Source organism: Amycolatopsis pithecellobii (assembly GCF_009707865.1).
Taxonomy (GTDB): Bacteria; Actinomycetota; Actinomycetes; order Mycobacteriales; family Pseudonocardiaceae; genus Amycolatopsis_E; species Amycolatopsis_E pithecellobii.
Genome location: NZ_WMBA01000003.1, coordinates 200,002 through 226,596, shown reverse-complemented (window position 1 = coordinate 226,596; position 26,595 = coordinate 200,002). Strand labels below are relative to the sequence as shown.

General features: G+C 67.4%; 28 protein-coding genes. 12 read left to right on the top strand and 16 right to left on the bottom strand.

What is annotated here, in order from left to right:
* Nucleotides 1-154: 154 nt before the first annotated feature.
* Nucleotides 155-1,141, bottom strand: a complete 987-nt coding sequence (locus GKO32_RS03735) for an AraC family transcriptional regulator (RefSeq protein WP_154755331.1) — start codon at nt 1,139-1,141, stop codon at nt 155-157.
* Between the two features lie 108 nt (nt 1,142-1,249).
* Here GKO32_RS03735 and GKO32_RS03730 point away from each other — a divergent pair, with 108 nt between their 5' ends.
* Both GKO32_RS03730 and GKO32_RS03725 read left to right on the top strand, forming a co-directional pair.
* Nucleotides 1,250-2,260 (top strand): aldo/keto reductase, encoded by a 1,011-nt coding sequence (locus GKO32_RS03730; protein ID WP_154755330.1) that lies wholly within the window; start codon nt 1,250-1,252, stop codon nt 2,258-2,260.
* A gap of 32 nt (nt 2,261-2,292) precedes the next feature.
* Nucleotides 2,293-2,586, top strand: coding sequence for a DUF427 domain-containing protein (locus GKO32_RS03725; protein WP_154755329.1), 294 nt, complete (start codon nt 2,293-2,295; stop codon nt 2,584-2,586).
* A gap of 25 nt (nt 2,587-2,611) precedes the next feature.
* Here the strand turns inward: GKO32_RS03725 and GKO32_RS03720 are convergent, their stop codons facing one another.
* Nucleotides 2,612-3,220: a TetR/AcrR family transcriptional regulator gene (locus tag GKO32_RS03720; protein WP_154755328.1), complete on the bottom strand. Its 609-nt coding sequence runs from the start codon at nt 3,218-3,220 to the stop codon at nt 2,612-2,614.
* Nucleotides 3,221-3,342: 122 nt separating this feature from the next.
* On the opposite strand from GKO32_RS03720, the gene GKO32_RS03715 reads away from it, so the two are divergent.
* From GKO32_RS03715 to GKO32_RS03695, 5 genes are read left to right on the top strand one after another with little or no spacing between them, the layout of a single operon-like run.
* The gene (locus GKO32_RS03715; RefSeq protein WP_154755327.1) at nt 3,343-4,218 is read left to right on the top strand and encodes an alpha/beta fold hydrolase; all 876 of its coding nucleotides are present in this window, start codon (nt 3,343-3,345) and stop codon (nt 4,216-4,218) included.
* On the top strand, nt 4,215-5,213 hold the full coding sequence (locus tag GKO32_RS03710; protein ID WP_154755326.1) for an NADPH:quinone oxidoreductase family protein: 999 nt from the start codon (nt 4,215-4,217) through the stop codon (nt 5,211-5,213). The genes GKO32_RS03715 and GKO32_RS03710 overlap by 4 nt, the downstream gene beginning before the upstream one ends.
* Nucleotides 5,210-7,084 carry an acyl-CoA synthetase gene (locus GKO32_RS03705; protein ID WP_154755325.1) on the top strand — a complete coding sequence of 625 codons (1,875 nt, stop codon included), beginning with the start codon at nt 5,210-5,212 and terminating at the stop codon, nt 7,082-7,084. The genes GKO32_RS03710 and GKO32_RS03705 overlap by 4 nt, the downstream gene beginning before the upstream one ends.
* Nucleotide 7,085: 1 nt before the next feature.
* Entirely contained in the window at nt 7,086-8,126 is a 1,041-nt protein-coding gene (locus GKO32_RS03700; RefSeq protein ID WP_208024258.1) for a zinc-dependent alcohol dehydrogenase family protein, read from the top strand.
* Nucleotides 8,123-9,160 (top strand): phosphotransferase family protein, encoded by a 1,038-nt coding sequence (locus GKO32_RS03695; RefSeq protein ID WP_154755324.1) that lies wholly within the window; start codon nt 8,123-8,125, stop codon nt 9,158-9,160. Before GKO32_RS03700 ends, GKO32_RS03695 begins: the two co-directional genes overlap by 4 nt.
* Before the next feature lie 64 nt (nt 9,161-9,224).
* Here the strand turns inward: GKO32_RS03695 and GKO32_RS03690 are convergent, their stop codons facing one another.
* Nucleotides 9,225-9,638 carry a DUF6069 family protein gene (locus tag GKO32_RS03690; RefSeq protein ID WP_154755323.1) on the bottom strand — a complete coding sequence of 138 codons (414 nt, stop codon included), beginning with the start codon at nt 9,636-9,638 and terminating at the stop codon, nt 9,225-9,227.
* Between the two features lie 89 nt (nt 9,639-9,727).
* Between GKO32_RS03690 and GKO32_RS03685 the strand changes: the two genes are divergently transcribed.
* Complete coding sequence (locus GKO32_RS03685) at nt 9,728-10,204, top strand: MarR family winged helix-turn-helix transcriptional regulator (protein WP_154755322.1); 477 nt, start codon at nt 9,728-9,730, stop codon at nt 10,202-10,204.
* Here the strand turns inward: GKO32_RS03685 and GKO32_RS03680 are convergent.
* The 4 genes from GKO32_RS03680 to GKO32_RS03665 all read right to left on the bottom strand — a co-directional run bounded on the left by GKO32_RS03680 (nt 10,193) and on the right by GKO32_RS03665 (nt 14,581).
* Nucleotides 10,193-12,352: an MMPL family transporter gene (locus tag GKO32_RS03680; RefSeq protein ID WP_154755321.1), complete on the bottom strand. Its 2,160-nt coding sequence runs from the start codon at nt 12,350-12,352 to the stop codon at nt 10,193-10,195. The genes GKO32_RS03685 and GKO32_RS03680 overlap by 12 nt on opposite strands.
* Nucleotides 12,353-12,436: 84 nt before the next feature.
* Entirely contained in the window at nt 12,437-13,885 is a 1,449-nt protein-coding gene (locus tag GKO32_RS03675; protein ID WP_154755320.1) for a hypothetical protein, read from the bottom strand.
* Nucleotides 13,886-14,125: 240 nt separating this feature from the next.
* A complete protein-coding gene (locus GKO32_RS03670; RefSeq protein ID WP_154755319.1) occupies nt 14,126-14,308 on the bottom strand; it encodes a hypothetical protein in 183 nt (60 codons plus the stop codon).
* Between the two features lie 90 nt (nt 14,309-14,398).
* Nucleotides 14,399-14,581: a hypothetical protein gene (locus GKO32_RS03665; RefSeq protein WP_154755318.1), complete on the bottom strand. Its 183-nt coding sequence runs from the start codon at nt 14,579-14,581 to the stop codon at nt 14,399-14,401.
* Nucleotides 14,582-15,559: 978 nt separating this feature from the next.
* On the opposite strand from GKO32_RS03665, the gene GKO32_RS03660 reads away from it, so the two are divergent.
* Nucleotides 15,560-16,147 (top strand): AfsR/SARP family transcriptional regulator, encoded by a 588-nt coding sequence (locus GKO32_RS03660; protein ID WP_166459359.1) that lies wholly within the window; start codon nt 15,560-15,562, stop codon nt 16,145-16,147.
* A 53-nt stretch (nt 16,148-16,200) separates the two neighbouring features.
* Here the strand turns inward: GKO32_RS03660 and GKO32_RS03655 are convergent, their stop codons facing one another.
* Nucleotides 16,201-16,827, bottom strand: coding sequence for a TetR/AcrR family transcriptional regulator (locus GKO32_RS03655; protein ID WP_154755316.1), 627 nt, complete (start codon nt 16,825-16,827; stop codon nt 16,201-16,203).
* A 110-nt stretch (nt 16,828-16,937) separates the two neighbouring features.
* Here GKO32_RS03655 and GKO32_RS03650 point away from each other — a divergent pair, with 110 nt between their 5' ends.
* Nucleotides 16,938-18,101 (top strand): alpha/beta hydrolase family protein, encoded by a 1,164-nt coding sequence (locus GKO32_RS03650; protein ID WP_154755315.1) that lies wholly within the window; start codon nt 16,938-16,940, stop codon nt 18,099-18,101.
* A gap of 72 nt (nt 18,102-18,173) precedes the next feature.
* Here the strand turns inward: GKO32_RS03650 and GKO32_RS03645 are convergent, their stop codons facing one another.
* Nucleotides 18,174-18,758 carry a TetR family transcriptional regulator gene (locus tag GKO32_RS03645; protein WP_154755314.1) on the bottom strand — a complete coding sequence of 195 codons (585 nt, stop codon included), beginning with the start codon at nt 18,756-18,758 and terminating at the stop codon, nt 18,174-18,176.
* A gap of 81 nt (nt 18,759-18,839) precedes the next feature.
* Here GKO32_RS03645 and GKO32_RS03640 point away from each other — a divergent pair, with 81 nt between their 5' ends.
* Nucleotides 18,840-19,889 carry a saccharopine dehydrogenase family protein gene (locus GKO32_RS03640; protein WP_154755313.1) on the top strand — a complete coding sequence of 350 codons (1,050 nt, stop codon included), beginning with the start codon at nt 18,840-18,842 and terminating at the stop codon, nt 19,887-19,889.
* On the opposite strand, the gene GKO32_RS03635 is transcribed toward GKO32_RS03640, so the two are convergent.
* The 3 genes from GKO32_RS03635 to GKO32_RS03625 form a co-directional block, all read right to left on the bottom strand.
* Nucleotides 19,886-21,103 (bottom strand): glycosyltransferase, encoded by a 1,218-nt coding sequence (locus tag GKO32_RS03635; protein WP_312867469.1) that lies wholly within the window; start codon nt 21,101-21,103, stop codon nt 19,886-19,888. The two genes, GKO32_RS03640 and GKO32_RS03635, sit on opposite strands and share 4 nt — an antisense overlap.
* 120 nt (nt 21,104-21,223) lie before the next feature.
* Nucleotides 21,224-21,526 carry a hypothetical protein gene (locus GKO32_RS03630; protein ID WP_208024257.1) on the bottom strand — a complete coding sequence of 101 codons (303 nt, stop codon included), beginning with the start codon at nt 21,524-21,526 and terminating at the stop codon, nt 21,224-21,226.
* A 413-nt stretch (nt 21,527-21,939) separates the two neighbouring features.
* Complete coding sequence (locus GKO32_RS03625; RefSeq protein ID WP_154755312.1) at nt 21,940-22,542, bottom strand: TetR/AcrR family transcriptional regulator; 603 nt, start codon at nt 22,540-22,542, stop codon at nt 21,940-21,942.
* Nucleotides 22,543-22,613: 71 nt separating this feature from the next.
* On the opposite strand from GKO32_RS03625, the gene GKO32_RS03620 reads away from it, so the two are divergent.
* Nucleotides 22,614-23,570, top strand: a complete 957-nt coding sequence (locus GKO32_RS03620) for a quinone oxidoreductase family protein (RefSeq protein WP_154755311.1) — start codon at nt 22,614-22,616, stop codon at nt 23,568-23,570.
* 51 nt (nt 23,571-23,621) lie between these two features.
* Here the strand turns inward: GKO32_RS03620 and GKO32_RS39625 are convergent, their stop codons facing one another.
* The 4 genes from GKO32_RS39625 to GKO32_RS03600 are packed head-to-tail and all read right to left on the bottom strand — an operon-like array spanning nt 23,622 to nt 26,552.
* Entirely contained in the window at nt 23,622-24,407 is a 786-nt protein-coding gene (locus tag GKO32_RS39625; protein ID WP_154755310.1) for a TetR/AcrR family transcriptional regulator, read from the bottom strand.
* A 24-nt stretch (nt 24,408-24,431) separates the two neighbouring features.
* Nucleotides 24,432-25,691 (bottom strand): alpha/beta hydrolase, encoded by a 1,260-nt coding sequence (locus GKO32_RS03610; protein ID WP_154755309.1) that lies wholly within the window; start codon nt 25,689-25,691, stop codon nt 24,432-24,434.
* Complete coding sequence (locus GKO32_RS03605) at nt 25,684-25,959, bottom strand: hypothetical protein (RefSeq protein ID WP_154755308.1); 276 nt, start codon at nt 25,957-25,959, stop codon at nt 25,684-25,686. Before GKO32_RS03605 ends, GKO32_RS03610 begins: the two co-directional genes overlap by 8 nt.
* A complete protein-coding gene (locus GKO32_RS03600; RefSeq protein ID WP_154755307.1) occupies nt 25,956-26,552 on the bottom strand; it encodes a VOC family protein in 597 nt (198 codons plus the stop codon). The genes GKO32_RS03605 and GKO32_RS03600 overlap by 4 nt, the downstream gene beginning before the upstream one ends.
* Nucleotides 26,553-26,595: the final 43 nt, after the last annotated feature.

Genomic DNA, 26,595 nt, shown 5'->3' with positions numbered 1-26,595 from the left:
CAGCCCGACCACCACCCCCGACGGACACGCTCCGCGCGGCAACGCCCCTGCACCACGTCGGCGCTGTCCTCGCGAGGAACCACCTGAGAACCCGCAGCGGTGCAAGCTGACGGCCCACAGCAAGCGGCTCCGCCGCTTATGAACCACGACCTAGTCACGCTTCTGCACGGTCCCTCGGCTGCGCATGCAGTGAGACGCGGAACTCTCGTGGTGACATCCCGACGACGCGCCGAAAAGCGGTACTGAAAGCACTTTCGGACTGGTATCCGATGGCCGCCGCTATGGCCGTGAGGGAATCCTCCGTGCGCAGTGCCGCACGCGCCAGTTGCATTCGCCACTCAATGAGGTAATCCAAAGGAGGTCTTCCTACTCTGTTTCTGAAGTTCACCGCGAAAGCCGACCTCGACATCATCGCAATTTTAGCGAGCTCTTCGAGCGTCCAGCGATCGCCCGGTTCGGCGTGTATAGCTCGTAACGCCGCCCCGATCCCATCATCGGAAACCGACGCAAGCCATCCCAGGGGCTCCTGGGACGAACCGGCGTGCGACCTCAGCATATGCACAAGAAGAATCTGGGCCAGATGTTCAAGGACAAGAGACCGGCCCGCCTTGTGCGCCCCCATCTCGTGGACGAGGATGGTCGCGATATTCCAGAGCAATCTTCCGTCGGTATCGTCTGCTTTGACAAGCACGGCCGGGGGCAGCGATGAAAACAGGGTCGATGCATCGGAATCTTGAAACTCGAAGTCGACGGTGCACGTGTACGTGACGGAGCCTTGAGAAATCTCGGGTCCACTCGCGGAAATTTCCTTGCGGCGCGGCCCCTTCGAGTCGCGAGCCCGGGCTGCCTCAATCGAGCTCCCGAGGCCATAAGGGGGTGGATTTCCGAGAAGATAGAAATCGCCTGTGCTCAGGAAAAGAGGTTCAAGTCCGTCGATGCACAGCCAGCACTCGCCTTCCACTATCACGCCGAGCTTGATGTGCGGAAAAGGGGAGAACCGAGCTCCCCACGGCGCCGTCGCGCGGAGCGGGACGGGAGCGACGGTGTGGGGCCGGGCCAGCGCCAGGGCGTCCCGGATGGGGTCATGTGTATCGAGGGTGACCTCAGCGCTGGACGATCGATAAACATTACTGCACTCCATGTTATGGAATATACACCCAGCGACGGGAAGGATGGGCGTCTGGCGGCGGGAGCCGCCAGGTGTGAGGAGCCTACTCATGCCGGATCGACACGAGGAGCAAAGAGACGTATGCGATACCGATTTCTCGGAAGATCGGGGCTGCGAGTATCGGAACTGTCGCTGGGGACAGGTAATTTTGGCATGGGCTGGGGGCATGGGGCGTCTGCACCCGAGGCTCGGGCGATGTATGACACCTATAGAGAAGCGGGAGGAAACTTCATCGACACCGGTTCCAACTATCAGTTGGGGGAAGCTGAGGAGTACCTCGCAGATATCATCTCCTCGGATCGCGAGGATATTGTTCTCGCGACAAAGTACACCATGGGTTCTTCAGCAAGCAGCGGTCTCCAATTGACCGGGAACAGCCGGAAGGCGATGGTCCAGTCCCTGGAACAGAGCTTGCGCCGGCTGGGCACCGACCGGGTGGACGTGCTCTGGGCGCATGTGGCCGACACGTCCACACCCATCGAAGAAATAGTGCGCGCCTTCGATGATCTGACGCGCGCCGGCAAGATTCTGTATGCCGGCCTCTCCAATTTCCCGGCATGGCGTGTGGCAACGGGAGTTACCCTGGCGCAGCAGCAGGGTTGGGCCCCTCTTGTGGCAATTCAGGTCGAGTACAGTCTCGTCGAGCGTAATGCCGACCGGGAGTTGGTGCCGATGGCAGAAGCCTTTGGCTTGGGTGTCCTCGGGTACTCCCCGCTCGGCGGTGGTCTTCTGACGGGCAAGTACCGGCGGGGCGAAACAGGTCGCGCACAGAGTTCGATCAGCCAATTCCTGCACAAGGAAGACGACCCCGCCAAGGCGGCCATTCTGGATGCTGTCGAGAGCGTCGCCCGGGACCTCGATACGACTCCAGAGGGGGTAGCTATCAAGTGGTCGCTGTCGAAGGGGGTGATCCCCATCGTGGGACCGAGGAGCGTAGATCAGCTCACGTCAAACCTCGCGGCCGGCGATCTGGATATCTCACCGCGTCAGCTTGACTGGCTGGACGAGGTGAGCGCGCCACAGTTGGGATACCCTCACGAAATGTGGTCGGAGCACGACCGGGTAGCGAAGAAACGGTTCGCCCAACCGTAAGAATTATCCATCAAATCTGTTCGAGAGGACGAATGAAAGCCAAGCTCGAGGACCGGGTCATCGCGACTGCGGACACCAAAGATCTCGTCATGATCGAGGGGAACTGGTATTTCCCTCCGAGCTCCGTCAATTGGTCGTTGCTGGAATCGAGCCCGACCGTGTACACCTGCCCCTGGAAGGGGCAGGCCGAGTATTACTCTCTCGTCGGCGGCCCGAAGGATGTCGCTTGGGCGTACGTTGCACCCCACGCGGATGCCGTCGAGCGGGTCGGCAAGGACTTTGCCAAGTTCGTCGCGTTCGATCGTGCCGTCGCCATCAGCGAGTAGCCCGTAGTCATGGCAAGAGGCGCCCTCAACCCTCCCGGGGTTCGAGGGCGCCTCGCACGAAGGTGGCCAGCGCACGGGCGGGCAACGTCGTGTCCAGTGCGCTGTTGGCGGCGCGCTGGAGTGCGAGTCCGTGTGACAGGGCGATCTGCGCCGCCCCGAATTCGTACGGGGTCAGGGACGACCGGATGCCCAGCCGGTCGAAGTGGGTGCCGATCAGTTCACCGAGGTCGCTGCGGTACTTCTCGTACAGCTCGGCGAACCGGCCGGCCATGCGACCCCCGCGCATCGCGTAGAGCTGGAACTCCGTGGTGAGCAGGCACCAGCTGCTGTCCTCGCCGAGAATCCGGTAGCGCCGCTCGACCGCTTTGGCGAGGTCTTCGGCGCGGGCGATCCGGGCCAGTGCCCGCCCCAATGTCTCGATCTCGGCCTCGAAGTGGCTCTGGACCAGCTCGATGAACAACTCGTCCTTCGACTCGAAGTTCGAGTAAAAGGCCCCCCGCGAGAAACCGGCCTCTTCGGCGATGACGTCGATCGGGGCGGCCTCGAAACCCAGTCGCCCGAAGACTCGGCCCGCCGCCTCGATGAGCCGGCGACGTGTCTCTTCACGCTGTTCCGCGCGAGTCAAACGGGGCACTGCAACTCCTACCGGTCACCAATGGCGTCTTGACACGAGCCTGACACACCCGCATTGTGATACACAACTGTATTGGAATTTATGAGCGTATGTGACAGCCCGACGAGGTAGCTGGAGGCACGATGAGCCCTGGGAACCCCACCGCGGCGCAGTGGATCGACGAGTGCGAAACGCTGACCACAGCCATCGGACATCGCGTGGCGTACCGGCGGCGCGGTCACGGTTTCCCCGTACTGATGCTGCACGGCTTCCCGACGTGGTCCTACGACTACGCGCCCGTGGCCGGCGATCTCGCGCGCGACCATGAAGTCGTCACCCTCGACTTCCCCGGCTACGGCGTTTCGGACAAGCCCCATCCGTACGACTACTCCGTCACCGAGTCCGCCGGCGTCGTCGAGGAGGTCGTGAAACATCTCGGCCTCGGCGAAGTCCATCTCGTCATCCACGACTACGGCGGGATCGTCGGCCAGGAACTGCTGGACCGCCGTCGCCGCGGCGCGCTGGGCTTCAATATCAGCAGCGTGACGATCCTGAACTGCGGGATCGTCTACGCCGCCTACCGGCCGACCTCGCTGCAGAAGCTCCTCATCAAACCGGTGATCGGGCGGCTCATCGCGAACCGCGTCACGAGTGAACGCCTGCGCGCCGGGCTGGACGGCATCCGGGGCTCCGCCAAGCTGAGCGACGAGGAGTTCGCCGGCCTTTGGTACGGCATCTCCCGCGACAACGGGCACAAGCTGGGTCACCTCCTGATCCGGTACAACACCGAGCGCAACGTTCACCATGAGCGCTGGGAAGCGGCCCTGCGGGCGTGGGACGGTCCGCTCAGCCTGGTGTGGGGACTGGCCGACCCGGTGTCCGGCCGCCAGGTGCTGGAGCAGGCGCGAAAGCTGTTGCCGCACGCCAAAGTGACGGCGCTGGACCACGTCGGCCACTTCCCGCAGTCGGAGTCACCCGCGGCGGTGGCCGCAGCCATCCGTGAGGTGGTCTGGACATGACCGACCACGAAGCGGCCGTCTGCACCGCACTGGACGGCCCTGGTTCCGTGACAACCATGCGCGTCCCCGACGAGCCGTTGACTCCCGGATATGTGCGCGTCGCGGTACGTGCCGCGGGCGTGAACTACCCCGATTATCTGCTGACGCGCGGCGAATATCAGCTCAAGCTGGAACCGCCCTTCGTCCCGGGCATGGAAGTGGCCGGCGTCGTGGCCGAATCCCACCCCGACCAGCCGGGACAGCGGCGGTGGCCGCCCGGGACGCCGGTGATCGCCATGACGCGAACCGGAGGGTTCTCCCAAGAAGTCGTCGTGCCCAGCGAAGCCGTTTTCGGCCTGCCGGAAGGTTTCTCGCCGATCGAAGGTGCCACCTTCCTCGTGGCCACCCAGACCGCATATCACGCGCTCGTGGCCCGCGCCGCATTGCGATCCGGCGAGACCGTCGCCGTGCTCGGGGCGACCGGTGGCGTCGGCATGGCGGCCGTGCAACTGGCCAGGGAACTCGGCGCAACGGTCGTCGGAATCGGCTCGGACGGCGCCAAACTGGCGGTCACGAAAGACGCGGGCGCACAACATGTCGTCAACTACCGCACATCCGATCTCGTCGAGGCCGTCCGCGATTCCGTGGGCCGGGCGGACGTCGTATTCGATCCCGTCGGAGGCGACCTCGCCACGGAGGCGCTCCGGCTGCTCGACTGGGGCGGCCGGTATCTCGTCGTCGGCTTCGCCGCCGGGACGATACCCCGTTTCGAAGCGAACCGGATTCTGTTGAAAGGCGCCTCGATTCTCGGAGTACGAGCCGGGGAGGCAGCCCGTCGCGATCCCCGCAGCGCCCACCGCGAAGTGACCGATCTGCTGAGCTTGGCGGCCCGAGGCTCGTTGCGCCCGCATGTCTCGCATCGCTTCCCGCTGGCGGAAGCCGGCGCCGCGCTGGCCACCCTGGCGGAGCGGCGAGTCGTCGGCCGGGCTGTGCTCACCAACGGTGATACTTTATGACGTCCGCCGGGTACGTGCCCTATCTGCCGGTGACCAGCCAGTCGGATATCGAGGAGATCGAACGCGTCCCCCTGGAAGCACGGATGCCCGGCGCGACCACGTACGAACTCCTGAGCCGGGTCGCCGAGGCACAGCCGGGCAACGTCGCGATTCACTGGCTGCCGACCGGGGTGCCTTCACCGGCAGATCGCGCGTTCACCTACGGTGAACTCCTGCATCGCGTCCGGCAGACGGCGAATTTCCTTCGCCGGCAAGGAAATGACCGGCACGACGTGGTTGCCTATCTGCTCCCGAACCTGCCCGAAACGCATTTCGTGCTCGCCGGCGCCCAGGCCGCGTGCATCGTCATGCCGCTCAATCCGTTGCTCGAACCGGGACACCTCGCCGCGATGGTACGCGCGGCCGGGGTTCGTCTGCTGATCACGGCGCGCGGCGGGGAGTTCGACTTTCTCCGGCAGAAGGCCGGCCTGGTGGCGCGGGCTGCGCCGGGGCTGCGCGTGATCTGCGTCGACACGCAGGATCCGCACCCCGACGGTTTCCTGCGCCGGCTCGACGCCTGCCCGGGCGATCGCCTGGAATTCGGCTATGACGCCCAGCCCGGGGACTGCTCGTCGCTGTTGCACACCGGAGGCACCACCGGTACCCCGAAAATCGCCCGGTCGACCCACTGGGCGGAAGCCACGCAAGGCTGGCTCGCGGCTGCGCTGACGCACTGCACGCCCGCCGACGTGACGTTGGCCGGGCTGCCGCTCTTCCACGCGACAGCCCTGCGCGTCAACGGAATCGCGACCTGGGCCGCCGGATCCTCGCTCGTGTTGCTGGGGCCGCACGGTTACCGGAATCCGTCCGCCGTCGCGCGGCTGTGGGAGACGATCGAACGGTACCGGGTCACCACGATGATGGCTGTGGCGACCGTCTACTCAGGACTGTTGAAGGTCCCCATCGGCGGGCACGACATCTCGTCCCTGCGCTTCGCCGGAGCCGGGGCCGCACCACTTCCCCTGGAGATCATCGAGCAGTTCGAGAAGAGATTCGGGGTCGGCATCTGCGAAGGCTACGGCCTGACCGAGGGGTGTTGCCTCAGTTCCCTCAACCCGCTCGAAGGTCCCCGGAAGGCCGGTTCCGTCGGGCTGCGCGTGCCCTATCAGCAGATGAAGGCCGCGGTCCTGGACGACGAAGGGGCCTACGTCCGGGACTGCGACACCGGCGAGGTCGGTGTGCTGCTTCTCAAGGGCCCCAACGTCACCGGCGGCTACCTCACCGGAACACCCGGGCTGTTCGCCGGCGACGGCTGGCTCAATACCGGCGACCTGGCACGACAGGACGAGGACGGCTTCTTCTTTATCACGGGGCGGCGCAAGGATCTCATCATCCGCAGCGGGCACAACATCGATCCGCGGTTGATCGAAACCGTGCTGGTTTCCCATCCCGACGTCGAGACGGCAGCCGCGGTGGGGATGCCCGATATCTACGCCGGCGAGCTCCCCGTCGCCTACGTCACGCTGCGGGACGGCGCCTCTGTTACGGCGGAGCGCCTGCACGAGTACGCCGTCGAGCGCATCACCGAGCGGCCGGCGGCTCCCAAGAAAATCTTCGTGATCGCGGAAATGCCCACGACGACGGTGGGCAAACATTTCAAGGTCCCACTGAAATGCGCCGCCGCCGAAGTGGCCATCGCCGACGCCGTCAATGACCGGCTACCGCCCGGCACCGGGGTGCGCGTCCACGCCAAACCCGATGACGCACAAGGGATCCACGTCGACATCGTGCTCGTGCCCAAGCCAGGCACGGACCGGACCGCGGTCGAATCGGTGGCGACCAGCCTGTTCCGCTCCTTTTCCATCAGCCACACGCTCGAATTCGAGGAATGACATGACGACAATGACAAGCCGCCGTCCGCGGCGCGTCGAATTGGCCCAATGGGGAATCGACAACCTCGCGGTCACCGATGTCGACCGTCCGGAACCGGGTCCCGGCCAGGTTCTCGTCAGAACGCAGGCCGTGTCGCTGAACTTCCGGGATCTCCTGGTGGTCGGCGGGGTGTACGACCCGAAGATGCCGCTACCCCTGATCCCGTTGTCCGACTCGGCCGGCACGATCGTCCAAAAAGGACCGGGGGCGGTGAAGTTCGGCGTCGGCACCAGGGTCATGCCGATCCACGTGCCCGGCTGGGTAGCCGGCCGTGGCGAGCCGGGTGCGGCCGCACGTGGCGGGGAAATACCGGGAGTGCTGGCCGATTTCGTCGTGTTCGACGAGCGTGACCTCGTGGAGGTGCCCGCCCACCTGTCGCCGGCGGAGGCAGCCACCTTGCCGTGCGCGGCGGTCACCGCGTGGAACGGCTTGTTCGGCGGCGCGGAACCCGTGCAGGCTGGGCACCGGGTGCTCATCCTCGGCACCGGCGGCGTCGGGCTGTTCGCGTTGCAGTTCGCCAAGCTGGCCGGCGCCGAGGTCACGATCACGTCCCAGGACGACGCCAAGCTGGCCATGGCCGCGGACCTGGGCGCGGACCACGTGATCAACTACCGCGAAGACCGGCAATGGGGCCGGACCGCCAAAAAGATCTTCGACGATATCGGTGCCGACGTGGTCCTCGAGCTGGGCGGCGGCGCAACCCTGCCCGAGTCGCTGCGTGCCGTGCGCCGGGGCGGCACGGTCGCGCTGATCGGCTCGGTCACCGGTGCGGTCGTGGAGAATCTCTCGCTCCCGCCGATCTTCATGCGGGCGGTCACGATGCGGGGCGTGGCGGTCGGCCCGCGCGACCTGTTCGAGGACATGAACCGGGCCATTTCCCAGCATCAGCTCCGGCCCGTCATCGACCGCGTCTTCCACGGGCTCGAAGCGATCGGCACCGCGCTCGAGTCGCTCGCCACCGTTTCCCACTTCGGCAAACTGGTGCTCGAGGTGTCCGAATGAGCGGACGGCAGGCGATCAACCCGGACGCGCTCAGCCGGTACCTCGCCGGCGCCTGTCCCGGACTACTGGGCGACCGGCTCGACATCACGAAATTCGGTGGCGGACAGTCGAATCCGACGTATCTCGTGGACACCGGCGCCCAACGATTCGTACTGCGGCGCCGGCCGAGCGGCGCTGTCGTGTCATCGGCACATGCGGTCGAGCGGGAGGCTCGCGTCATGCGGTCGCTGGGCGAAACCGGCTTTCCGGTCCCGGCGATCTTGCACGAGTGCCCGGACCCCGGTGTCATCGGGAGCCCGTTCATCTTGATGACGTATCTGGACGGCCGGGTCTTCTGGGATCCCACCCTGCCCGGCGAGCCGGCCGAGACACGCGAGGAAATCTACTTCGCGCTCGTGGACGCCCTGGCGGACATCCACACCACCGATATCGATGCCGCCGGCCTCGGCGACTTCGGTCCCCATACCGACTACTTCGAGCGCCAGATTTCCCGGTGGTCCCGCCAGCTGGAGGCCGGAGACGTCCCGCTGCCGGGCGCCGACCGGCTGAAGTCGTGGCTCACGGAATCCAAGCCCGCCGACGAACTCGTGACGTTGGTGCACGGCGATTTCCGGCTGGACAACGTCATCTTCTCCCCCGATACGCCCGGCGTACTGGGCGTCATCGACTGGGAACTGGCGACACTCGGCAATCCGCTGGCCGATCTGAGCTACTTCCTGCTCAGCTGGATCATCCCGGCCGGCGTCGCCGGGACGCCCGCACTGGCCCGCGCCGACCTCGCCGAACTGGGCATCCCGACCCGGGAAACGGTGGCGGAGCGGTACTTCGCCAGAACCGGCTACGACCGGCCGGACGAGTTCGCCTTCTACTACGCGTACAACCTGTACCGGGTCGCCGCCATCCTGCACGGCATCGCGCACAGATCCCGGTCGGGCACCGCCTCCAACACGAACGCCGCGGAAATCGGCCGGCTCGCCACGCCCGCGATCCAGCTGGCATTGGACATCGCCGAGAACACGCGAGCATCGTGGTGAGCACACACGTCGACCGAGCCGCCGCGGCCGGCCGGGCTCGGGACGGCACGGGATCGACGATCCCTTACCGTGCCGGGGAAGCGCTTTCCGGGCGGTGGCCCCGAAACGCGGCTACCACCGCGATGGTCACGACCACATGCATCGCCATGAGGCCGATGACATTTCCGGGTGTCGCGCCGGTGTTCAGCAGGAGCACGTCCGGAATCCAGGTGAGCACGAGCGCGACCGGAACGACCACGCGTAGCGCGCGGGGTGCGTAGCGGGCGAGCAGGGTCCAGCCGACCGCTCCCAGCACGATCCCGATCAAGGTCAGGGGCAGGTATTCCGTCGGAGCGAGGCCCGCTCCGATACCGCCGTCGTCGAACTGGCTCGTTGCCAGCGCGATGGCCGCGTTCGCCACCAGCGCGATCATTGCCGCGACACCGAGCCGGAGCGCGATGGTGCGGGCCGAGGTGGTGGACGGCGTGGTGACTGTCATGGTCATCCCCTAGCGTTGGGTTGCGTGTGCAACCCAAACTAAGTGGGTTGCGTGTTGAAGTCAAGAAGCATCTCGGGAATGCTGGGGGCATGACGGCCAAGAGCAGCGGACCGGTGGGCTGGCGCGACGACGACCGCGGATGGGCCTGGCTCAACCTGGTGAAAGTCCTGCTCTCGCTGCCTGGGGCACTCGAAAGCCAGCTCTCCCGCGACGCGGACCTGACCTTGCTCGGCTACATGATCCTGTCCCGCCTGGCCGCCTTGCCCGACGCGACGTTGCGGATGAGCGAAGTCGCTCAGATGGCAAATGGTTCGCTCCCCAGGATTTCTCACGCGGTGACGCGGCTCGAAGAGCGCGGATGGGTCAAGCGGACCGTGCACGACGGGCAGGGGCGGCGGTTCACCACCGTGACACTCACCGACGCAGGCCATGCTCATGTCGAGGCCACGGCTCCCGGGCACGTCGCCAACGTGCACCGGCTCGTCGTGGAACCTTTGGGCGAGGACTTCGAGGCGGTCTGCGCCGCCGCCGAACGCATTGTCGAAGCGCTCGGACTACCCCGCTAGCGGTTCGGCCGGCGCCGGGAGCGTCTCGGGCTCCGGTTCGAGGTGCGGGAGCGCGCGGTCCAGCCAGTCCGGCAGCCACCAGCTGTACTTGCCGAGCAGGAACATCGCCGCGGGCACGATGATCAGCCGGATGATGGTGGCGTCGATCAGCACGCTCACGCCGAGGCCCAGCGCCAGGATCTTGATCACAACATTCGGCGAGACGAGGAACGCGAAGAACACGCACATCATGATCAGCGCGGCCGACGTGATCACCCGCGCGGTGACGGCGAGCCCGTCGGCGACACCGATGTGGTTGTTTTTGGTGCGCAGCCAGGCCTCGTGCACCCGCGACAGCAGGAACACCTCGTAGTCCATGGACAGCCCGAACACGATCGCGAACATGATCATCGGCACGTACGACTCGATCGGCACCCGCTCGCTGACACCGAGCAGCGAACCACCCCAGCCCCACTGGAACACCGCGACGATCACGCCGTACGACGCGGCGATCGACAGCAGGTTCAGCACCGCGGCCTTGAGGGCGAGCAACGGGCTGCGGAACGACAACAGCAAAAGCACGAACGCCGCCGCCACCACGACACCGATGATCAGCGGCAGCTTGGCGGCGACGATGTCACGGAAGTCCAGCTGCCCGGCCGTCATCCCCGTGACATACGACCGTGAACCGTCCAGCACCGGTGGCAGCGTCTGCGTGCGCAACACGCCCAGCAGCTGGTCGGTCGCGGCATCCTGCGGGCCGGTGGCCGGGGTGACGGTCGACAGCAGCAGCGCACCGTCCTGGCTCGGCGTGAGCGGGGTGGCCGAGGCGACCCCGGGCGTGCGGGCGAGCGCCTGCTGCACGGGCGTGCCGGGCGCGGCGCCCGGCGCCGGCACGATCACGACCGTGAACTGCCCGTTCACGCCCGGCCCGAAACCGGCGCTGATCGCGTCGTAGGCCTGCCGCGTGGTGCTTCCCGCGGGGTCGGCGCCTTCGTCGATATGCCCGAGTTGCAGGGAAAAGGCCGGTATCGCGAGCACCGCCGCGACCAGCACCCCGCCACCCAGAAATCGCCAGGGGTGCCGGTCCACGCGCACCGCATACCGGTGCCAGGCGCTTTCGCGGCCGTCGGCGGACTGTTCGGCGACCGGCCGCCGCACGTGCCACCGGTCGATCCGGCGTCCTGCCAGGCCAAGCAGTGCCGGGACGAGCGTGATCGCCGCGATCCCGGCTATCACCACGGTGACGGCGGCGGCGAGACCGAGCTTGCCGATGAACGTGACCCCGACCGCGAACAGCCCCATCAGCGCGATGACGACGGTGGTCGCCGCGATCAGCACCGAGCGCCCGCTGGTCGCCACCGTCCGGCCCGCGGCCGTCACCGGGTCGCCACCGTCGATCATGTGCTGCCGGAAGCGGGTGGTCAGGAACAGGGCGTAGTCGATCCCGACACCGAGGCCGATCATGATCGCCAGTGTCGGTGACGCCGTCGCGAACGTCGTCGTGGCGGCGATGAGGCCGAGGATGCCCAGCCCGGTGACGACCCCGATGATCGACGTGACGATCGGCAGTGCGGCGGCGAGCACACTGCCGAATGCCACCAGCAGAACCAGGATCGCGACGACGATGCCGACCAGCTCGGACCGGAAGTCGCCCGCGGCGGGCTCAGCCGCCTTGCCCAGTGTGCCGCTGTAGTCGACCTGGAGCCCGGGCGCGCGCGCCCCGGCGGTGGCCTGGTCGATCCCGTCGACGAGGCTCTGCCCCAGGGCGGTGGGCTTGTTGTCGAACTGCACGTTCGCGAAGACGACCTGCCCGCCGGGTGACGTCGTCGCCGGCGACAGCGGATCGGACACCGACACCACGTGCGGCACCGCCCGCACCTGCGCCGCGGCCTGTTCGACCGCCTGCGCCGGCAACGGCGCCGAACCGGCGTTGAAGACGATGCGCGCGCTGTTGCCCCCGCCGACAACGCCATGCTGGGCGAGCACCGCGCTGCCTTGTCCGGACTCGGCGCCGGGGAGGGTGAAATCGTCGCTGTACGTGCCGCCGACCAGACTGTTCGCCACCGTCGCGCCGGCAAGCACCGCCAGCCACACCAGGAGCACCGGCCAGGGATGCCCCGCACACCAACGGCCCGTGCGGGCGAGCCGATCCGGAGGCTGTTTCATCTCACCCCCAATTACCGGGATGAACCCGCACTCCAGCCTCGCCCCGCGCCCGCTCTCCCCCTAGGGCCGAAGGTCCCGCGTGTTTCACTCGGCGCCGCGGACGTCACTTTCGACGAGCTCCCGTTGCTGGTGGCCGGTCTGGCCCGCACGCCTGTGCCGAGGCGCCGACGCGTTCCGGCGCCGGATGATCAGGCGGACGGCCTTCATGACCGTACGGGTCAGCAGCGAGCCGATGCCCAGCCACGGCACCAGGAGAATGACGACGGATACCAGCGCGACGGCCACCACACCGGCATTGCCCTCGTGATAGCCGGCAAAGCCGAGGTTCCAGTAGTGCGCGACATTGATCATCGCGGTCTGGAAAAAGCCCGGCAGGAAAATGAGAATATTGACCAACGCCGCGACCAGAACCGGTACCACGATGGCGACCCAGACGGTGATGGTGACCCTGGTCCCCCGCCGGAAATTGGTGACCGAACGCTCGGCTTCACGCCGGAAGATGGTGTGCCGCAAGATGGGCCGGATCTGCTCGAACAGGTTCGGCACGCCGACCAGGTCACCGAGGATGTAGTACCCGTCCATCCGGACCAGCGGCATCAGTTGCTGCAGCATCTGCAGGTGGATCAGCACGATGACCGCCGGGATCGCGGCGAACCCCGTCGCCAGGTAGATCGCCCCGAGGATGATGGCGAACACGGCGTTGAAATAAATGCCGCCGAGATCGGTGCGTAGCCGGCCGCGCCGGTTGAGCCGGTAGGCATCGGTGACGTTGGTATAGAAGGCCGGTATCACGATCAGCACACCGACACCGATCGCGCCCGGCCGGCCGCCACCGTAATGACAACCTGCCGCGTGGCCGCACTCGTGAAACAGCGTGTTCGCGAGCAGTACGCCGAGCACGGCCAGCATCAGGGCCGGTGATCCGATCGATTGATGGATCGACAGGTTGGCGTGGCCGGTGCCCAGCAGCCAGACATCCAGGGCGACCAGCGCCAACGCCACGACAATCACGACGACGGGGGCGAACAGCGGCGCAAAGATCGCGGCAAGGCGGCGGACCACCTTGGCCGGCAGGAGAACACGATGAAGGGCCAAGGCGAGCAACGGGTCGGCCCGCGGCGCGGCGGCGACCGGCGGTCCCAAGGTGACCAGGCCCAGCGGCTGGAGCTTTTGTTCGATCAGGTAATGGGCCGCTTGCGGCGGCAGGTTTGCGCCGTAGGCCCGGCCCGCGAGCTCGGCCACCTCCTCCAGCGTCCGGTCGTCACCCACCGCCTCGGCGACCGCGTACAACATCCGGGACAGCAGCACCATCTGGCCGTCGCCCCGGGAAACCAGATAACGCGGCTCGTCGTAGCCTCCGCCTTCGTACTCCCCCAGCAGCGACACACCCTCGGCCCGGTGGGGGACGTCCATCCCAGCGGGGGCGGAAGCCGGCTCCGCAGAGCGTGCGTCCGGGACCGGCGCAATGGTGGGCGCTGGCGAAGACAGAGCGTGCGCTTCGGGCGCGCTCTGCGGCGAAATCGGTTGGGTCATCGAGGTTTCCTCCTCACGCACCCGCGACCGGCCGGACCTCGACCCGGCGGTAATGGGTGCTGGGTGTCACGGTCGGCGCCGAGCACCAGGTCGGTCCGGCGGCTCGGCCTCGCTGCGCGAATCACACGGCGGGAGCGACTCCGGAAGAAGCCACTCCCGCCGCGTGCTCCGTCCCCGCCGGAGCCACCTAGGCTCCGGCGGGGCGGGATGGCGTCACCATCTCGCCATCCGCGTCGCCAGCTAGCGGACGCCGATCCACTGGTTGGCGAGAGCAATCGCGTTGCTGTGCCAGCCACCCGCGTTGACCGCGATAGCGAGGTTGACAGCGACGATGTTGTTGATGGTGATACCGCCGAGCGCCTGCCGGGTGGGCAGTAACTCGGCCGACTCGCCGTCGAGCAGAGCCAGAGAGTGATCCGTCACGGAAATCTCCTTGGTTACTAGTCGCGGCTGCCGGCATGCTCACCCGGTGATGATCGACCGGCAGCTCGCGATGAGTAGTCGGCCAGGGTGTCAGTTCTGGATGACCACGATGGTCTGCTCGGCGTTGGCCGCCGCGAGACCCGAACCGTGGTTCACCGCGAGCGCGGCGTTGAGAGCGTTGATGGTCGCCGTGTTCCACGTCGACAGCGCCTCGCGTGCGGGCAGCAGGTCGGCACCCTGCAGGGACAGCTCCTGGATCGAGAATTCGGTCATTGTCGTTCTCCTCTCGGGATTTCTTTCTGGTTGTGTGCAACGCGGATTCCGTGCACCCGACCAGTAAGAGCCCTGACAGTCACCGCACCGTCACAACCAGTCCGCGATCGAATCCGGCCGTGGCCCGCACCACACACGGGAAAGCTGTTCACGAACAATGGCCGTGATTATGGCGACCTGTAACCCGAATCGCCGAGAATGGCACCGGCCTCCCGAATTGCCCGCATAAGGCATCGAGACCCGTGAAAAAACACAGAATGCAGTGCCGGGTGACCGGACTCCCAATAGTCGTCCGCACCCTCGGGGCAACCTGCACGTGCTGTACGAAAGTCCCCCAACTCATTGCGGGACAAACACTCTGAGCGAGATACCACGCACCGGGATGCCGAACCTCCTCAAAAGAATGAACTTCCGCGCTCGTGGCCGTGCGATCGCATTGCCCGTTGATGCGCGGCAATCGGGGAGGTAGCGTGATCCGGGGTTTGGTCATGTCGACGACTTCTCTGGAAAAGAGAGGGAATTTCCGGCGGCGGCCACCGTCCCGGACCTCGACGATCAGCTACACAACCTGACAGGTGCCTGACCGGTGGGAGGGGGCGGTTTGCACCTTGGCGACCGCTTTGATCAGCCACACCCGGTGTGGCGAGAATCAGCGTGTCAATTCACACCGTTCCGTTGTCCTCAGCGCAACGTGCGGAGCAGCTGTCCACACTGGACTCCCTTTCATACTTTCGTCCCCACCCTCCGGGAGCACGGCACGCACATCACTCGGCGTGAGGAAAAGAAAGGAAGACGATGAGAGACGTACGAAGCGAGCGAGGAAGATGGCTGAGACCCGGGGACCCCAGCGAGGGATGCCATCTCACGCTCGTCGGGGGATTTTCTCTGCGCCACGGCGGTTCACGAATTGAACTGGCACCGGGCGTCCAACGTCTCGTCGCCTTCCTCGCGCTGCGTCAACGCCAGCCTCGTGGCTATGTGGCCGGCATATTGTGGCCCGAGCAGTCTCAGGAAAACGCGCTGGCCAGCCTTCGCACCGCGGTGTGGCGGGCCCGCTCCCATGTACCGGAACTATTGACCTCGACCAGACACGACGTAGACCTTCACCCCGACGTCACGGTGGACGTCCACCAGCTGGCCGAGGTCGCGCGCTACCCCCTCGACCAGAGCAGGCTGCAATCCCTGGCCGACCAGCGCGGCGTGCTCGACATTCTCGCCTCGCACGGCGAGCTGCTCCCTGGCTGGTATGACGACTGGGTGCTGGTGGAGCGCGAGCGAGTGCGGCTGCAGCACGTGCGCGCCCTGGAAACCCTTGCCGACCAGCTACTCCGCGGTGATCAACCCAGCGACGCGGTGCGCGCCGCTCTCGCCGCGACGACTCTCGAGCCTTTCCGGGACAGCGCCCACGCCGTGGTCATGCGTGCGTACCTGAGCGAGGGCAACACATCCGAGGCCATCAGGCACTTCCAGCACTACAGGTCTCAGCTGCACCGAGAGCTCGGGGTCGGGCCGTCGATAGCCGTGCAACGGCTCATCCGCCCGCACCTCGCCCGGTTCGCCGGCTGAGCGAACCACTTCCATGAAGAACCGGCGCTTGCGGCCCACCTGGTGAAATCCGCTCAGGCTCGTTCCGGCGGGACGGCAGCGCGAAGGGCCGCCTCGATCGCCCGCGCGAGGGTTTCCAGATAGGTGTCGTCGGCCTGGCCGCCCATGACCAGCATGCGAAGTCCCAGCGGTGCCACCAACAGGTCCATCGCGAGTTCCGCGTCGAGTTCGGCCGGCAGCTCGCCACGGTCGATCGCCGCCTCCACCAGTCGCCGTGCCGCGGCGCGCCGCGGCACGGCGACCAGTTCCTGCAGGGCATCGTTGAGCGCGGCACTGTGCGCCGCCTCCGCGAGTAGGCCGAGGCCGATCCGGCTGACCAGCGGGTTGCCGAGCTGATCGCGGAAACGGCCGAGCATCTCGCGGAGATCTGTGCGCAGGGCGCCGGTGTCCGGGGCGGGCGGTAGGGATCCGCGCACCGCGTGCCCGATGAGGTCGGTCAGCATGGCCTCCTTGGAGGGCCAGCGCCGGTAGAGCGCGGCCTTGCCCACCCCTGCCCGCCGTGCGATCGCGTCCATCGACGTGCGGGCGTAGCCGTTGTCGCCCAGTTCCGCGAACGCGGCGGCTTCGATCGCCTCGGTCACTCCCTGCCGCAGCACCGCTCCGCCGCTCGTGCGCCGCTTCGGCGCGTCTTGCTTCGTCATGGCCGCGATCCTAACCCGGACGGAACGGTTGCGTTCCATTGAAAGGGTCACTATCGTCATCCGAGGAAGAAGGAACGAGACCGTCTCGTTCTGACGGATTGGGGCAGGCGATGAAGTTCATCTTTGAGGACGAGTCGTTCTCGTTCGAGGCGCTGCGAGCCGCCGGCTACGCCACCTACAGTGGCGCCGAACTCGGCGAAGTGCTCGTGACGTGCCGGCAGGTCCCGGAAGGCGACGAGCAGGCCTGGTCGGCGGAATGGGCCGCGACCGCCGAGCGGGTGGAGGCCATCGGGCGGACCGCGCTGGCGGCCGGGCACAAGGTCAGCGCGCGCGAGGCGCTGCTGCGCGCATCGAACTACTACCGGACCGCCGACTTCTACCGCCGTGACGACCCGGTCAACGATGCCGAGTCCGCCCGCCTTTCCGCCGCCTCGCGGAAGACGTTCGCCGATGCCGCGGAACTGTTCGACTTCCCGGCCCGGCCGGTGCGCATTCCCTTCGAGGACACCACCTTGCCCGGATATCTGTTCCTCGTGGACGACTCCGGAGCGCCCCGGCCGACGGTGGTCTACCACGGTGGTTACGACTCGACTCTGGAGGAGGATTATCTGGCGCTGGCGGCCGGCGCGCTGCGACGCGGCTACCACGTGCTCGCCTTCGACGGCCCCGGTCAGGGCAGCGCCCTGCGCGAACAGGGCATCCATTTCCGGCCGGACTGGGAAGCGGCCGTCACCCCGGTCGTCGACTACGCCCTGACGTTGCCGGAGGTCGACGCGAACCGGATCGTGTTGATCGGCACCAGTCTCGGCGGCTATCTCGCGGCCCGCGCGGCGGCGTTCGAGCACCGCCTGGCGTCCTGCGTTCTGCACGACGGCGTCTACGACGTACACGAAGCCTTCCACCAGCTCTCGCTGGGCGATGCGGACATCAGCCGCGACGGGCTGGCGAAGGTCAGCACGCAGACGCGGTGGGCCGTGCTCAACGGCCTGTGGACCTTCGGCGTCGACAGCGCCAAGGAACTGGTGGAAGCGACCAAGTCGTACACGATGCAGGGAATCGCCGACCGGATCAGCTGCCCGACGCTGGTACTGGAAGCCGAGGCCGATCAGTTCTTCAAGGGCCAGCCAGAGCAGATCCACGACGCACTGACCTGCCCAAAGGAACTCTTCGTCTTCGCGGAGAACGAAGGCGGCGGGGAGCACTGCCACGAGGGCGCCCTCGCGCTGTGGCACCAGCGCGCCTTCGACTGGCTGGACGGCGTACTCGCGAACTGAACAGCCTCACCGACGAAACCGAGGTGGATCCACTGACCGGGCAGCCGGAACAAACCGATTTCCCGGTGACCCTCACCCGGCTGGATCCGGCGTCGTCGTCAGGTTCCTCATCGCCGCCAGGGTCTGGTTGATGGTGGCCGGAAGGTCGGGGTCGCCGTGCTGGTTGAGCCAGCGGGTCACGGCCAGCCGGAACGTGGTCCCGGCGATCTCGGCCGCCAGCTGGGCGGTCAGGTCGTCGACGCCGCGGTCGCGGAAGCCCTGCTCCAGAGCCTCCGACAGCAGCGAGAACTTGCGCAGCTCGCGCTCACGAAGGGCGGGTTCGGCGTCGATCGCGGCCCGTCGGCGTAGCAGGTAGTCGAGGCCGCGGCCCTCGAAGATCTCGGCCGCGGCCGGGGCCAGGCCCTCGGTGATCAGCTCCATCGGGCCGAGTGACGGCGGGGCCTCGGCCATGACGCGGGCCACTCGCTCGGGCAGCAGCTCCTCGCCGGCGAACAGCACCTCACGTTTGTCGGCGAAGTACCGGAAGAACGTCCGGGTCGTGAGCCCGGCCCGCGCCGTGATCTGCGGCACGGTGGTCTCGGTGAAACCCTGCTCGAGGAAGAGATCGAGCGCGGCCTGCTCGAGCCGTTCCCGCGCACCCGGCTGCCATCGACCCATGCGCCGGATTCTAGTGATGACATGTCGTGTCGTGCTATGTCATAGTGATGACATGACGTGTCATGGCTGAGGGAGGCGAAGATGACCGGTGAGATCTGGGTGCTCGGCGCGACGGGACGGGTCGGCCGGGAGGCGGTGGAGCGGCTGCGGCAGGCGGGCGCCGAGGTGGTGGTGAGCGGCCGCGACCGGGAGCGGCTGACCCAGGTGAGTCCGGACGCCCGGGCGGTGACCGGCTCGCTCGACGAGGTCTGCGCGCGGCTGGCCACCGAGGCACCGAGCGTCGTGATCAACACGGTGGGCCCCTTCGCGGTCACGGCGTCGCGGGTGGCACGGGCCTGCCCGCCGGGCACCCACTACGTCGACGTCGGCAACGAACTGAGCGCGTTCGAACAGCTCCACGGCATGGACCGGGAAGCGGCGGCGACCGGTCGCACGCTGGTCTCCGGGGCGGGCTTCGGCGTGCTAGCAACCGAAAGCATCCTGCTGCATCTGCTGGCGGCCGGGGAAAAACCTTCGCGAGTTCGCGTCGACGCCGTCGCGTCAGTCGCGATCGAACCCGGCGCCCTCGGCGAAGCCCTGGCCGCCACCATCGTGCACGCGTTGCTCGACGGCGGCCGCGAGGTGCGGCAGGGCCGGATGGTCCGTGCCCGGGCCGGCCGGGCCGCTGAGCGCTCGACCACCCCGGACGGCGATGTGGTCACCACCGCTTCCGTGGGTGGCGGCGAGCTTTTCGCGGCGTGGCAGGCCAGCGGTGCCCTGTCGGTGATCGGCGCCTCGGCTCTCGCCCCGGCCAACCCGGTCGTCCGGGCGGCTCTGCCGGCGATCGGTGCCGTGCTGCGTTTGCCCGGCCTGGCCGGCTTCGCCACCCGGCGGCTCGCCCGCGTCACGTCGACCACGGCCAAGGAACGCCCGCGCCGATCGTCCTGGGGCCGCGCCCGAGTCGAATGGCCCTCCGGTCGCGTGCGTGAGGGCTGGCTGCGCACCGGCGACGGCATGACGTTCACCGTCGGCTCCGTCACCGAGGTGGCCCTGCGCCTGGCCAAAGGCGAGGGCCGCCCCGGTGCGTTCACCCCGGCCAGGCTCTTCGGCCCCCAGGTGGCGCTGGCCGCCGGCGCCGAGTTCGTGGTCTAGTGCCGGGCAGAAATATCGAGGAGCAGTTTCGCGGCCACTGTCGCCCCGTCGGGACGGATCGTGCCGGCCACCGTCCTGGCTTCGGCCCGGATCTCCGGGGTGAGGGCCGTGGTGAGCGCGGCGGACAGGGAGCCGACCGTCGGCGCCCGGCCCTCGTGTGCCACCCCGATACCCAGCTCGGCCACCCGGGCGGCCCAATGCGGCTGGTCCGCAACCTGGGGCACGATCACCTGGGGCGCACCGGCCCTGGCCGCGGTCGTGGTGGTGCCCGCGCCGCCGTGGTGCACGACGGCCGCCACCCTCGGGAACAGTGCCTGCTGGTTCACCTCACCGACGACGAAGCAGTCGTCGGCGTCGTCGATCCGGGTCAGTTCGGCCCAGCCCCGGGCGAGGAGGACCCGGCGGCCCTGCGCGCGGACCGCCTCGATGGCCACCTGGGCGATGTCCTTGGGGATGTACGAGGCCATGCTGCCGAAGCCCACATATACCGGTGGCGCGCCGGCGTCCAGGAACGCCTCCAGCCCATCCGGGAGTGGACGGTCGTCGGGCAGGATCCACGCCCCGGTCTGCACGACGTCGAGATCCGTCCTGCCTTCCGAGGGACACAGCACCGGGTCCGCGGCGAGCCACGGCTGCCCGGTGAGGACGTGGTCGCGGACGTTGTCCACCGGTGGCAGGCCGATCGCCGCCCGATGGGTGTTGAGTGCTTCGCCGTACAAGGCATTCACCCGCTGCGCGTCCTGCTCCCACAGCACCCGGTTGTCGGTCTCGCCCTCCGGGGACGGTGTGCCGGGTCGCCTCCCCGGCGGGAAATGCCGCGACGGCAGCCCGAGGAGATGGAAGCACGCGAGCACATACGGGATGCCCCGTTTCTCGGCGACGTCCCGGGCGCCGGCCGGCATCAGACCGGTCGCCAGCAGCCCGTCACATCCCTCGGCCGCCGCGCTGAGCGTCTCGAACCGCGCGGCGACCAGCGCGGGTGCGAGCTTGAACGCGTCCTGCGGCGTCGGCGGCTTCGGGTTGGCCACCACCGAGTGCACCGTCGGGCCGAGCGGCACCAACGGCACGCCGGCACGCGCCAGCAGCGCCGCGAAATCCTCATCCGGCGGCGCCGCCACCTGCGCCTCGGCGCCCAGTTCCCGCAACGCCACCGCGAGCCCCGCCAGCGGTTCGACGTCCCCGCGCGATCCCCATGTCGTCAACAAGAAACGCACTGCAGAGTCCCCATTTCCCCTCGTCCTGACCTTCGGCCGGCCATTCTGAGGGACGACCCGGGTCTTGCCGCAAGCCCCCCTGTCGGCTATATGTTGAAAGTGGAAGGGATCAGCTGAGTTTCACCAGCGTTTTTCCCACACGGTCTGCCGGTCCAGGTGATCGAACACGATGAAACCCTTGAGCGACAAGCGTTTGACGATGGCCACGGACACGTTGTCCAGTTGTACTGGGAGATCGCCCCGCACAGCGCTACGCGCCCGTGGGGCCGGCACGCTTCGCGCCATCGATCCGGCCGCGAGCCCGACCGCACCCGCCGCACCGGAGATGAAAACCACATCGCCCTTGGCCACCGGAGCGATCTCGGTCAGACCGATATAGGCGGTGAGCCCCGTCCCGCCGAGCACCCCCAAATAGTCGGACAACTGCGGCGAGCCGGATCTCTATCCCCGCGTCGGCTTGGTTCACCGTTGCCAGCCATGACAGAGACAGTGCACGGACATGGGGACGCACGTGGTCCGAGGACACGATCACGGCTCAAGCACCGTGGTGGCAGCCGGGGACCGCTTCGGGCTAGCACGCCGGCAACATGGGATACCTGGTGGGCGAAGTGGTCCGGCGAGTGTCGGGCCTGCCGCTCAAGGAGTTCGTGCGGACCGAGATCGCCGAGCCGCTCCAGGCAGACTTCCAGATCGGACCAGGGCGGGAGACGACGATCGCATGGCCGAGATCATCCCTCCCCCACCCCTGGAACTGGATAAAAAATCTGCTTCTGGGGCGGTTGGGGTGGCTCGATGATCGTGCTGGATCCCGGCCGCCGCTGACGATTTCCGTTGAGTCAGCTGTTCACTCCGCGCGCCGGCGAGAACAGGTGGTCCAGACAAAGGTTGAGCGCATCCTCCAGATGGTCGGCGGAGCCGGTGGAGAGCATCATGCTGACACCGCCTTGGATGGCGGTAACCACCGCCGCGGCGGTGCGCTGGGCGTCGAGCGCCGGATCGGCCTCGCCGGTCGCCTGGGTGGCCTCGATGCCGGCCCGGACGCACGCCTGCCACTGCCCGATCAGCTGCGCCGTGACGGCCTGGGCCGCCGGGCTGTACCGGCCCACATCGGCGACCAGGATCCCGAGCGGACAATGCAGTCCTTGGCTGCGGTGCTGCTCGACGACGACATCGCGCCACTTCTCCCAGGCCGCGCGCGAAGTGAGCTCGCCGAGATACGGCTGCTGGTCGTTGAACACCCGCTCGGCCTCGAGTTCGGCGACCGCGAGCAGGAGTTGCTCCCGCCCTTCGGGGAAATAGTGGAACAACTGGCTCTTGCCCGTGCCACTGCGCCGGCACACGTCGTCGAGCGTGATGACATTCAGGCCGCGTTCCCGGATCTCGGTCGAGGCGGCTTCGACGATGCGCCCGCGGGTCGCGGCACCCTTCGCGGTGGTCATGCCCGGATCGTACTGGCACGCGCCGCCGGATTGTACTTGCTGGTACATTTTGCCGTGCCTACGGTGGCCGCATGAAGGCGATCGTGATCAACGAAGCAGGTGGGCCGGAGGTCTTGGAGCTGCGCGAGCGGCCGGCTCCCCGGCCGGGCCCCGGGGAGATTCTGGTGGACGTCCGCGTGGCGGGCGTGAACTTCTTCGATACCGCCATCCGCAGGCAGCGCCTGGCGGAGGTGCCGGGCGCGGAAGGCGCCGGCGTGGTGGTGGAGACGGGCGAAGGCGTGCACGAGTTCGCCCCGGGCGATCGGGTCGCGTGGTTGACGATCAATACGCACGGCAGCTACGCCGAGCAGATCGTGCTCCCCGCCACCGGTGCCGTCGCGGTGCCCGACGCCATCGACGACGAGACGGCCGCGGCCCTGCTCCTGCAGGGCCTGACCGCGCACCACTTCAGCACCGTCTCCCACCCGGTGCAGCCTGGCGACATCACGCTCGTGCACGCCGCCGCCGGTGGGGTCGGGATGCTGCTCACCCAGCTCATCAAAGCCCGTAGCGGCACCGTGATCGGCCTGGTGTCGCGGCCCGAAAAGGTCGAGACCGCCACCGAGGCCGGCGCTGATCACGTCCTGGTCTCCACCGGTGGCGCGTTCGTCGAGCCGGTGCGGGAGCTGACGGGTGGCGCGGGCGTGCACGCGGTATTCGACGGCGCGGGTGCCACCACGTTCCACGCGTCGCTGCAGGTGCTGCGCACCCACGGCACGCTGGTGTTCTACGGGCCGCTTATCGGGGACGTGCCGGTCATCGCGATGAACGAGATTCCGCGCAGCACCCGCCTCACCTACGGCGTGACCGAGGACCACATCCGCACGCCCGAGGAACTCAAAGCGCACACGAGCGAGCTGTTCACGCTCGTGGAGAAGGGCGAGCTGGTCGTCCGGATCGGAGGCCGCTACCCGCTGGCCGAGGCAGCACGGGCCCACACCGATATCGAATCACGCAGGACCACGGGCAAACTGCTGCTGATCCCGTAAAGGCGTTGCGGGGAGGCCATTGTGCGGTGCGATGGCCTCCCCGGATAGCGATCACGACCCCGTCGTCAGCTTCTTCAACTGAGCCAGTTCGGCCTCCATCGCGGCGATGAGTTGCGCCGGGTCATTGGATACGGTGGATGGCCCCAGCGGCCGGAGCGTAGAGACGGCGCTATCGGCGATCTGATCCGCGATGGGCTCGACCGGGTGCCCTGGGCCTGGTTCGAACCACCAGGCAACCCAGTTGCACATGCCGATGACAGACAGGGCCGCGACCCGGGGATCGCGGGTCACGAACCGTCCCGCCGCCACACCGGATTTGATGACGTCGACCAGAAGATTGAGGACGTCACGGCGGCCTTGCAGAAACTCACGCGCCAGTTCCGGGGGAAGCGCGGATTCCGAACGATCAAGCATTCGAAACCGGGTCCGGTTACGGGCGCGATCGGTGACCATGTGCGCCGCCAGGCGGCGCAAGGTCTCGGGCTCATCGAGGCCGAGATCGACGATGCGGCGCATTTCCTGGACGATCTGGCTGGTCATCTCGGCGACCAGACCAGCAAGGATCTCTTCCTTACTGCGCACGTAGTAGTAGAGAGCCTGCCGGCTGACTCCCACCGCGTCGGCGATGTCCTGAGGCGTTGTCCCCGCGTACCCTCTTTCGGCGAACAGGCGGGCGGCCTCTTCGTAAATCTGGGCCAGGACCAGATCGCGGCGCTTCGATCGCCTGCGCCGCGGAGCACTTGTTCCGGCCTCGTCCTCGGGCTCCGGGGTGTCCTCGACGGGGCTTTCGGCCGGTGCCGCACCCTTGGTCCTGGCTGACGATCGACGAGCTACCACGTTGTCATCCTAGCTACCCGCTTTTCAAATCGTTTCACGCACGGCGACGAGCTCGAACCGCTCGGCGAGCCATGGCCCCAGGACATCGGCGGCCACTTCGTATCCGGTGGGCTCATCCGGTCGCAATGGCTGACCGAAATGCATCCCCCGGACCACGCTCCGGGACTTGTCCGCCGCCGGAATCGCACCGAACATCCGGTCGGCATCGTCGGGATAAGCGGCTTGATCCCCGGAGAACTCCAGATACAGCGTGGGAACGTGAATTCCGGCGGCGCATCGTTCGAAAACCGCATTCGAGCTGAGGCCGGACCAGGTGGACAGCCACGCATCCGGAGTGGTCAGCCTGCCGAACCCGACCAAGCCATAATTCGTCAAATCGGGGCGGCGCCCGAAAAGCGAGCCATAAGGCCGGTCGTTCGGGCTCAGGCTCAAATCCACATAGCGCGGATCGGCGTCCGTCCGGTATGTGGTGATCAACCGGGGAGCCAGCGCCGCACGCCTGTCCCGGGGATCCTCCGTCCGCGCATATCGGGCACGCGCCTGGGCCGCTTCGCCGGCACGCTCACGCGCGACGGCATCGATATGTTTCATCCGCCGCAGCTGAGCCTGCCGATACCGCGTCAGGAAATCCGGGGCATAACTCGACGCGGCCGGCGGAGTGGCGAAGCCGTTGCGCGGGTCGAACATGTCGAGCTCCGGCACGACGCTCAACGGGTCGTCGTCGCTCGCGACGGACGGGTCGATGCAGCTCAGCAGCACCCGCCCTTGACCGGGGTGCGGGGCCAGGAAGAGGGCCGCGTCCGGCACCGGCATCACCGCGCCGGCGAGGGCGATCGGCCGGCCGGCGGGTGTGACGTCGATGCGGAGCTCCGGTCGAAGAGCGGCCTGCTCGATGTAGAACGCGGACAAGGCCCCGCCGCCGGAGTGACCGAACGTGATAACCGATTCGAAGCCGAGGTCCCGCAGGAACACCTGTCCCGCGGCGAGATCGAGGATGGCTTGCTCATGGACCAGGTTCAGATCGTTGTTGGGCGAGCGGGTGTCCTGGGTCCAGACGGACGCGCCCATGGTGAGAAACCAGCCGATCATCGGGTGATGGGCGAGCGACTGGCGAGGATGCATCAGCACCATCACCGTGCTGGAGCCCGGAAGGCGATGCAGGACACCGCAAACCTGTGCGCCATCGAATGTCTTCAGCTCGTGGAGACTGGTCTGGACCGACTCCGGCGCCGCGATCCCCGCGACGGTTCGCCCGGCTCCCAGCCGGTCCACCGCCTCAGCCATGCGCACCGTCCTTTGTGGTTCCCGCGGACGGCTCCAGGCGCATGACGGTCTTGTCCCATCGCACGACGGTCCCCCCGCTGATCGCGGCCACCGAACTGAACCACACCGCGTTCCGGCACGCCGTCGCGTTCCGGTCGATCTCGAACGGACCGGCGCTCCTCAGCTCGAAATACGGGCCGCGCCGCACCACGGCCACCGCGGGGTTCTTGGCCGCGACCTGCGCCAGGGGCCGGAAATCGGCGACGTCGAGGATGTACAACGTGATCATACGAACGTGCCCTCGGCCGGCTCGCCGGCGTACCGGCTCGCGATCAGCTCTGCCTTGATCTCGAAGAACCGCTGGAGAGACGGCTCCGGATCGTCGGCCACCGCGATGAGCGCATCGGCACTGAGATTGGCGTCGATGTCGTCCTCGACGGTGATCGCCCGGAGCGGACGTGTGACCTCGATCAAGTAGCCGTTCGGATCCGTCACATAGATCGATTCCACCGTCTCGTGGCGGACCTGGAGCTCACACGGGTGATCGCTGGCATCGAGCCGGCGCCGGTACTCCAGCAGGTCCTCCTCGGTGTCGACGTGGATGGCCAGATGCCGTGCCCGCTTGAGAAGTTCGGGAAGCCGCGTGTCCTCGTACTTCTCGACACCGAAGTAATAGAAGAAGGCAAGCCGGTCGCCTTGGCCGATATCGAAGAAAAAGTGGATGAAGTCCGGATGCGCCTCCGGGCCCCAGCCCAGTGCGCAGGTCGCATGCACGACCGGGAAGCCGAGTACGTCACGGTAGAAATGGATGGTCGCCTTGGGGTCGTAGGTCGGAAACGCGGCATGGTCCACACCGCGCACCGTGTGGGTCAGCTCAGTCATGATGAGCTCCTTTCGAGTTTGTCAGAGCGGATCGGCGACGACC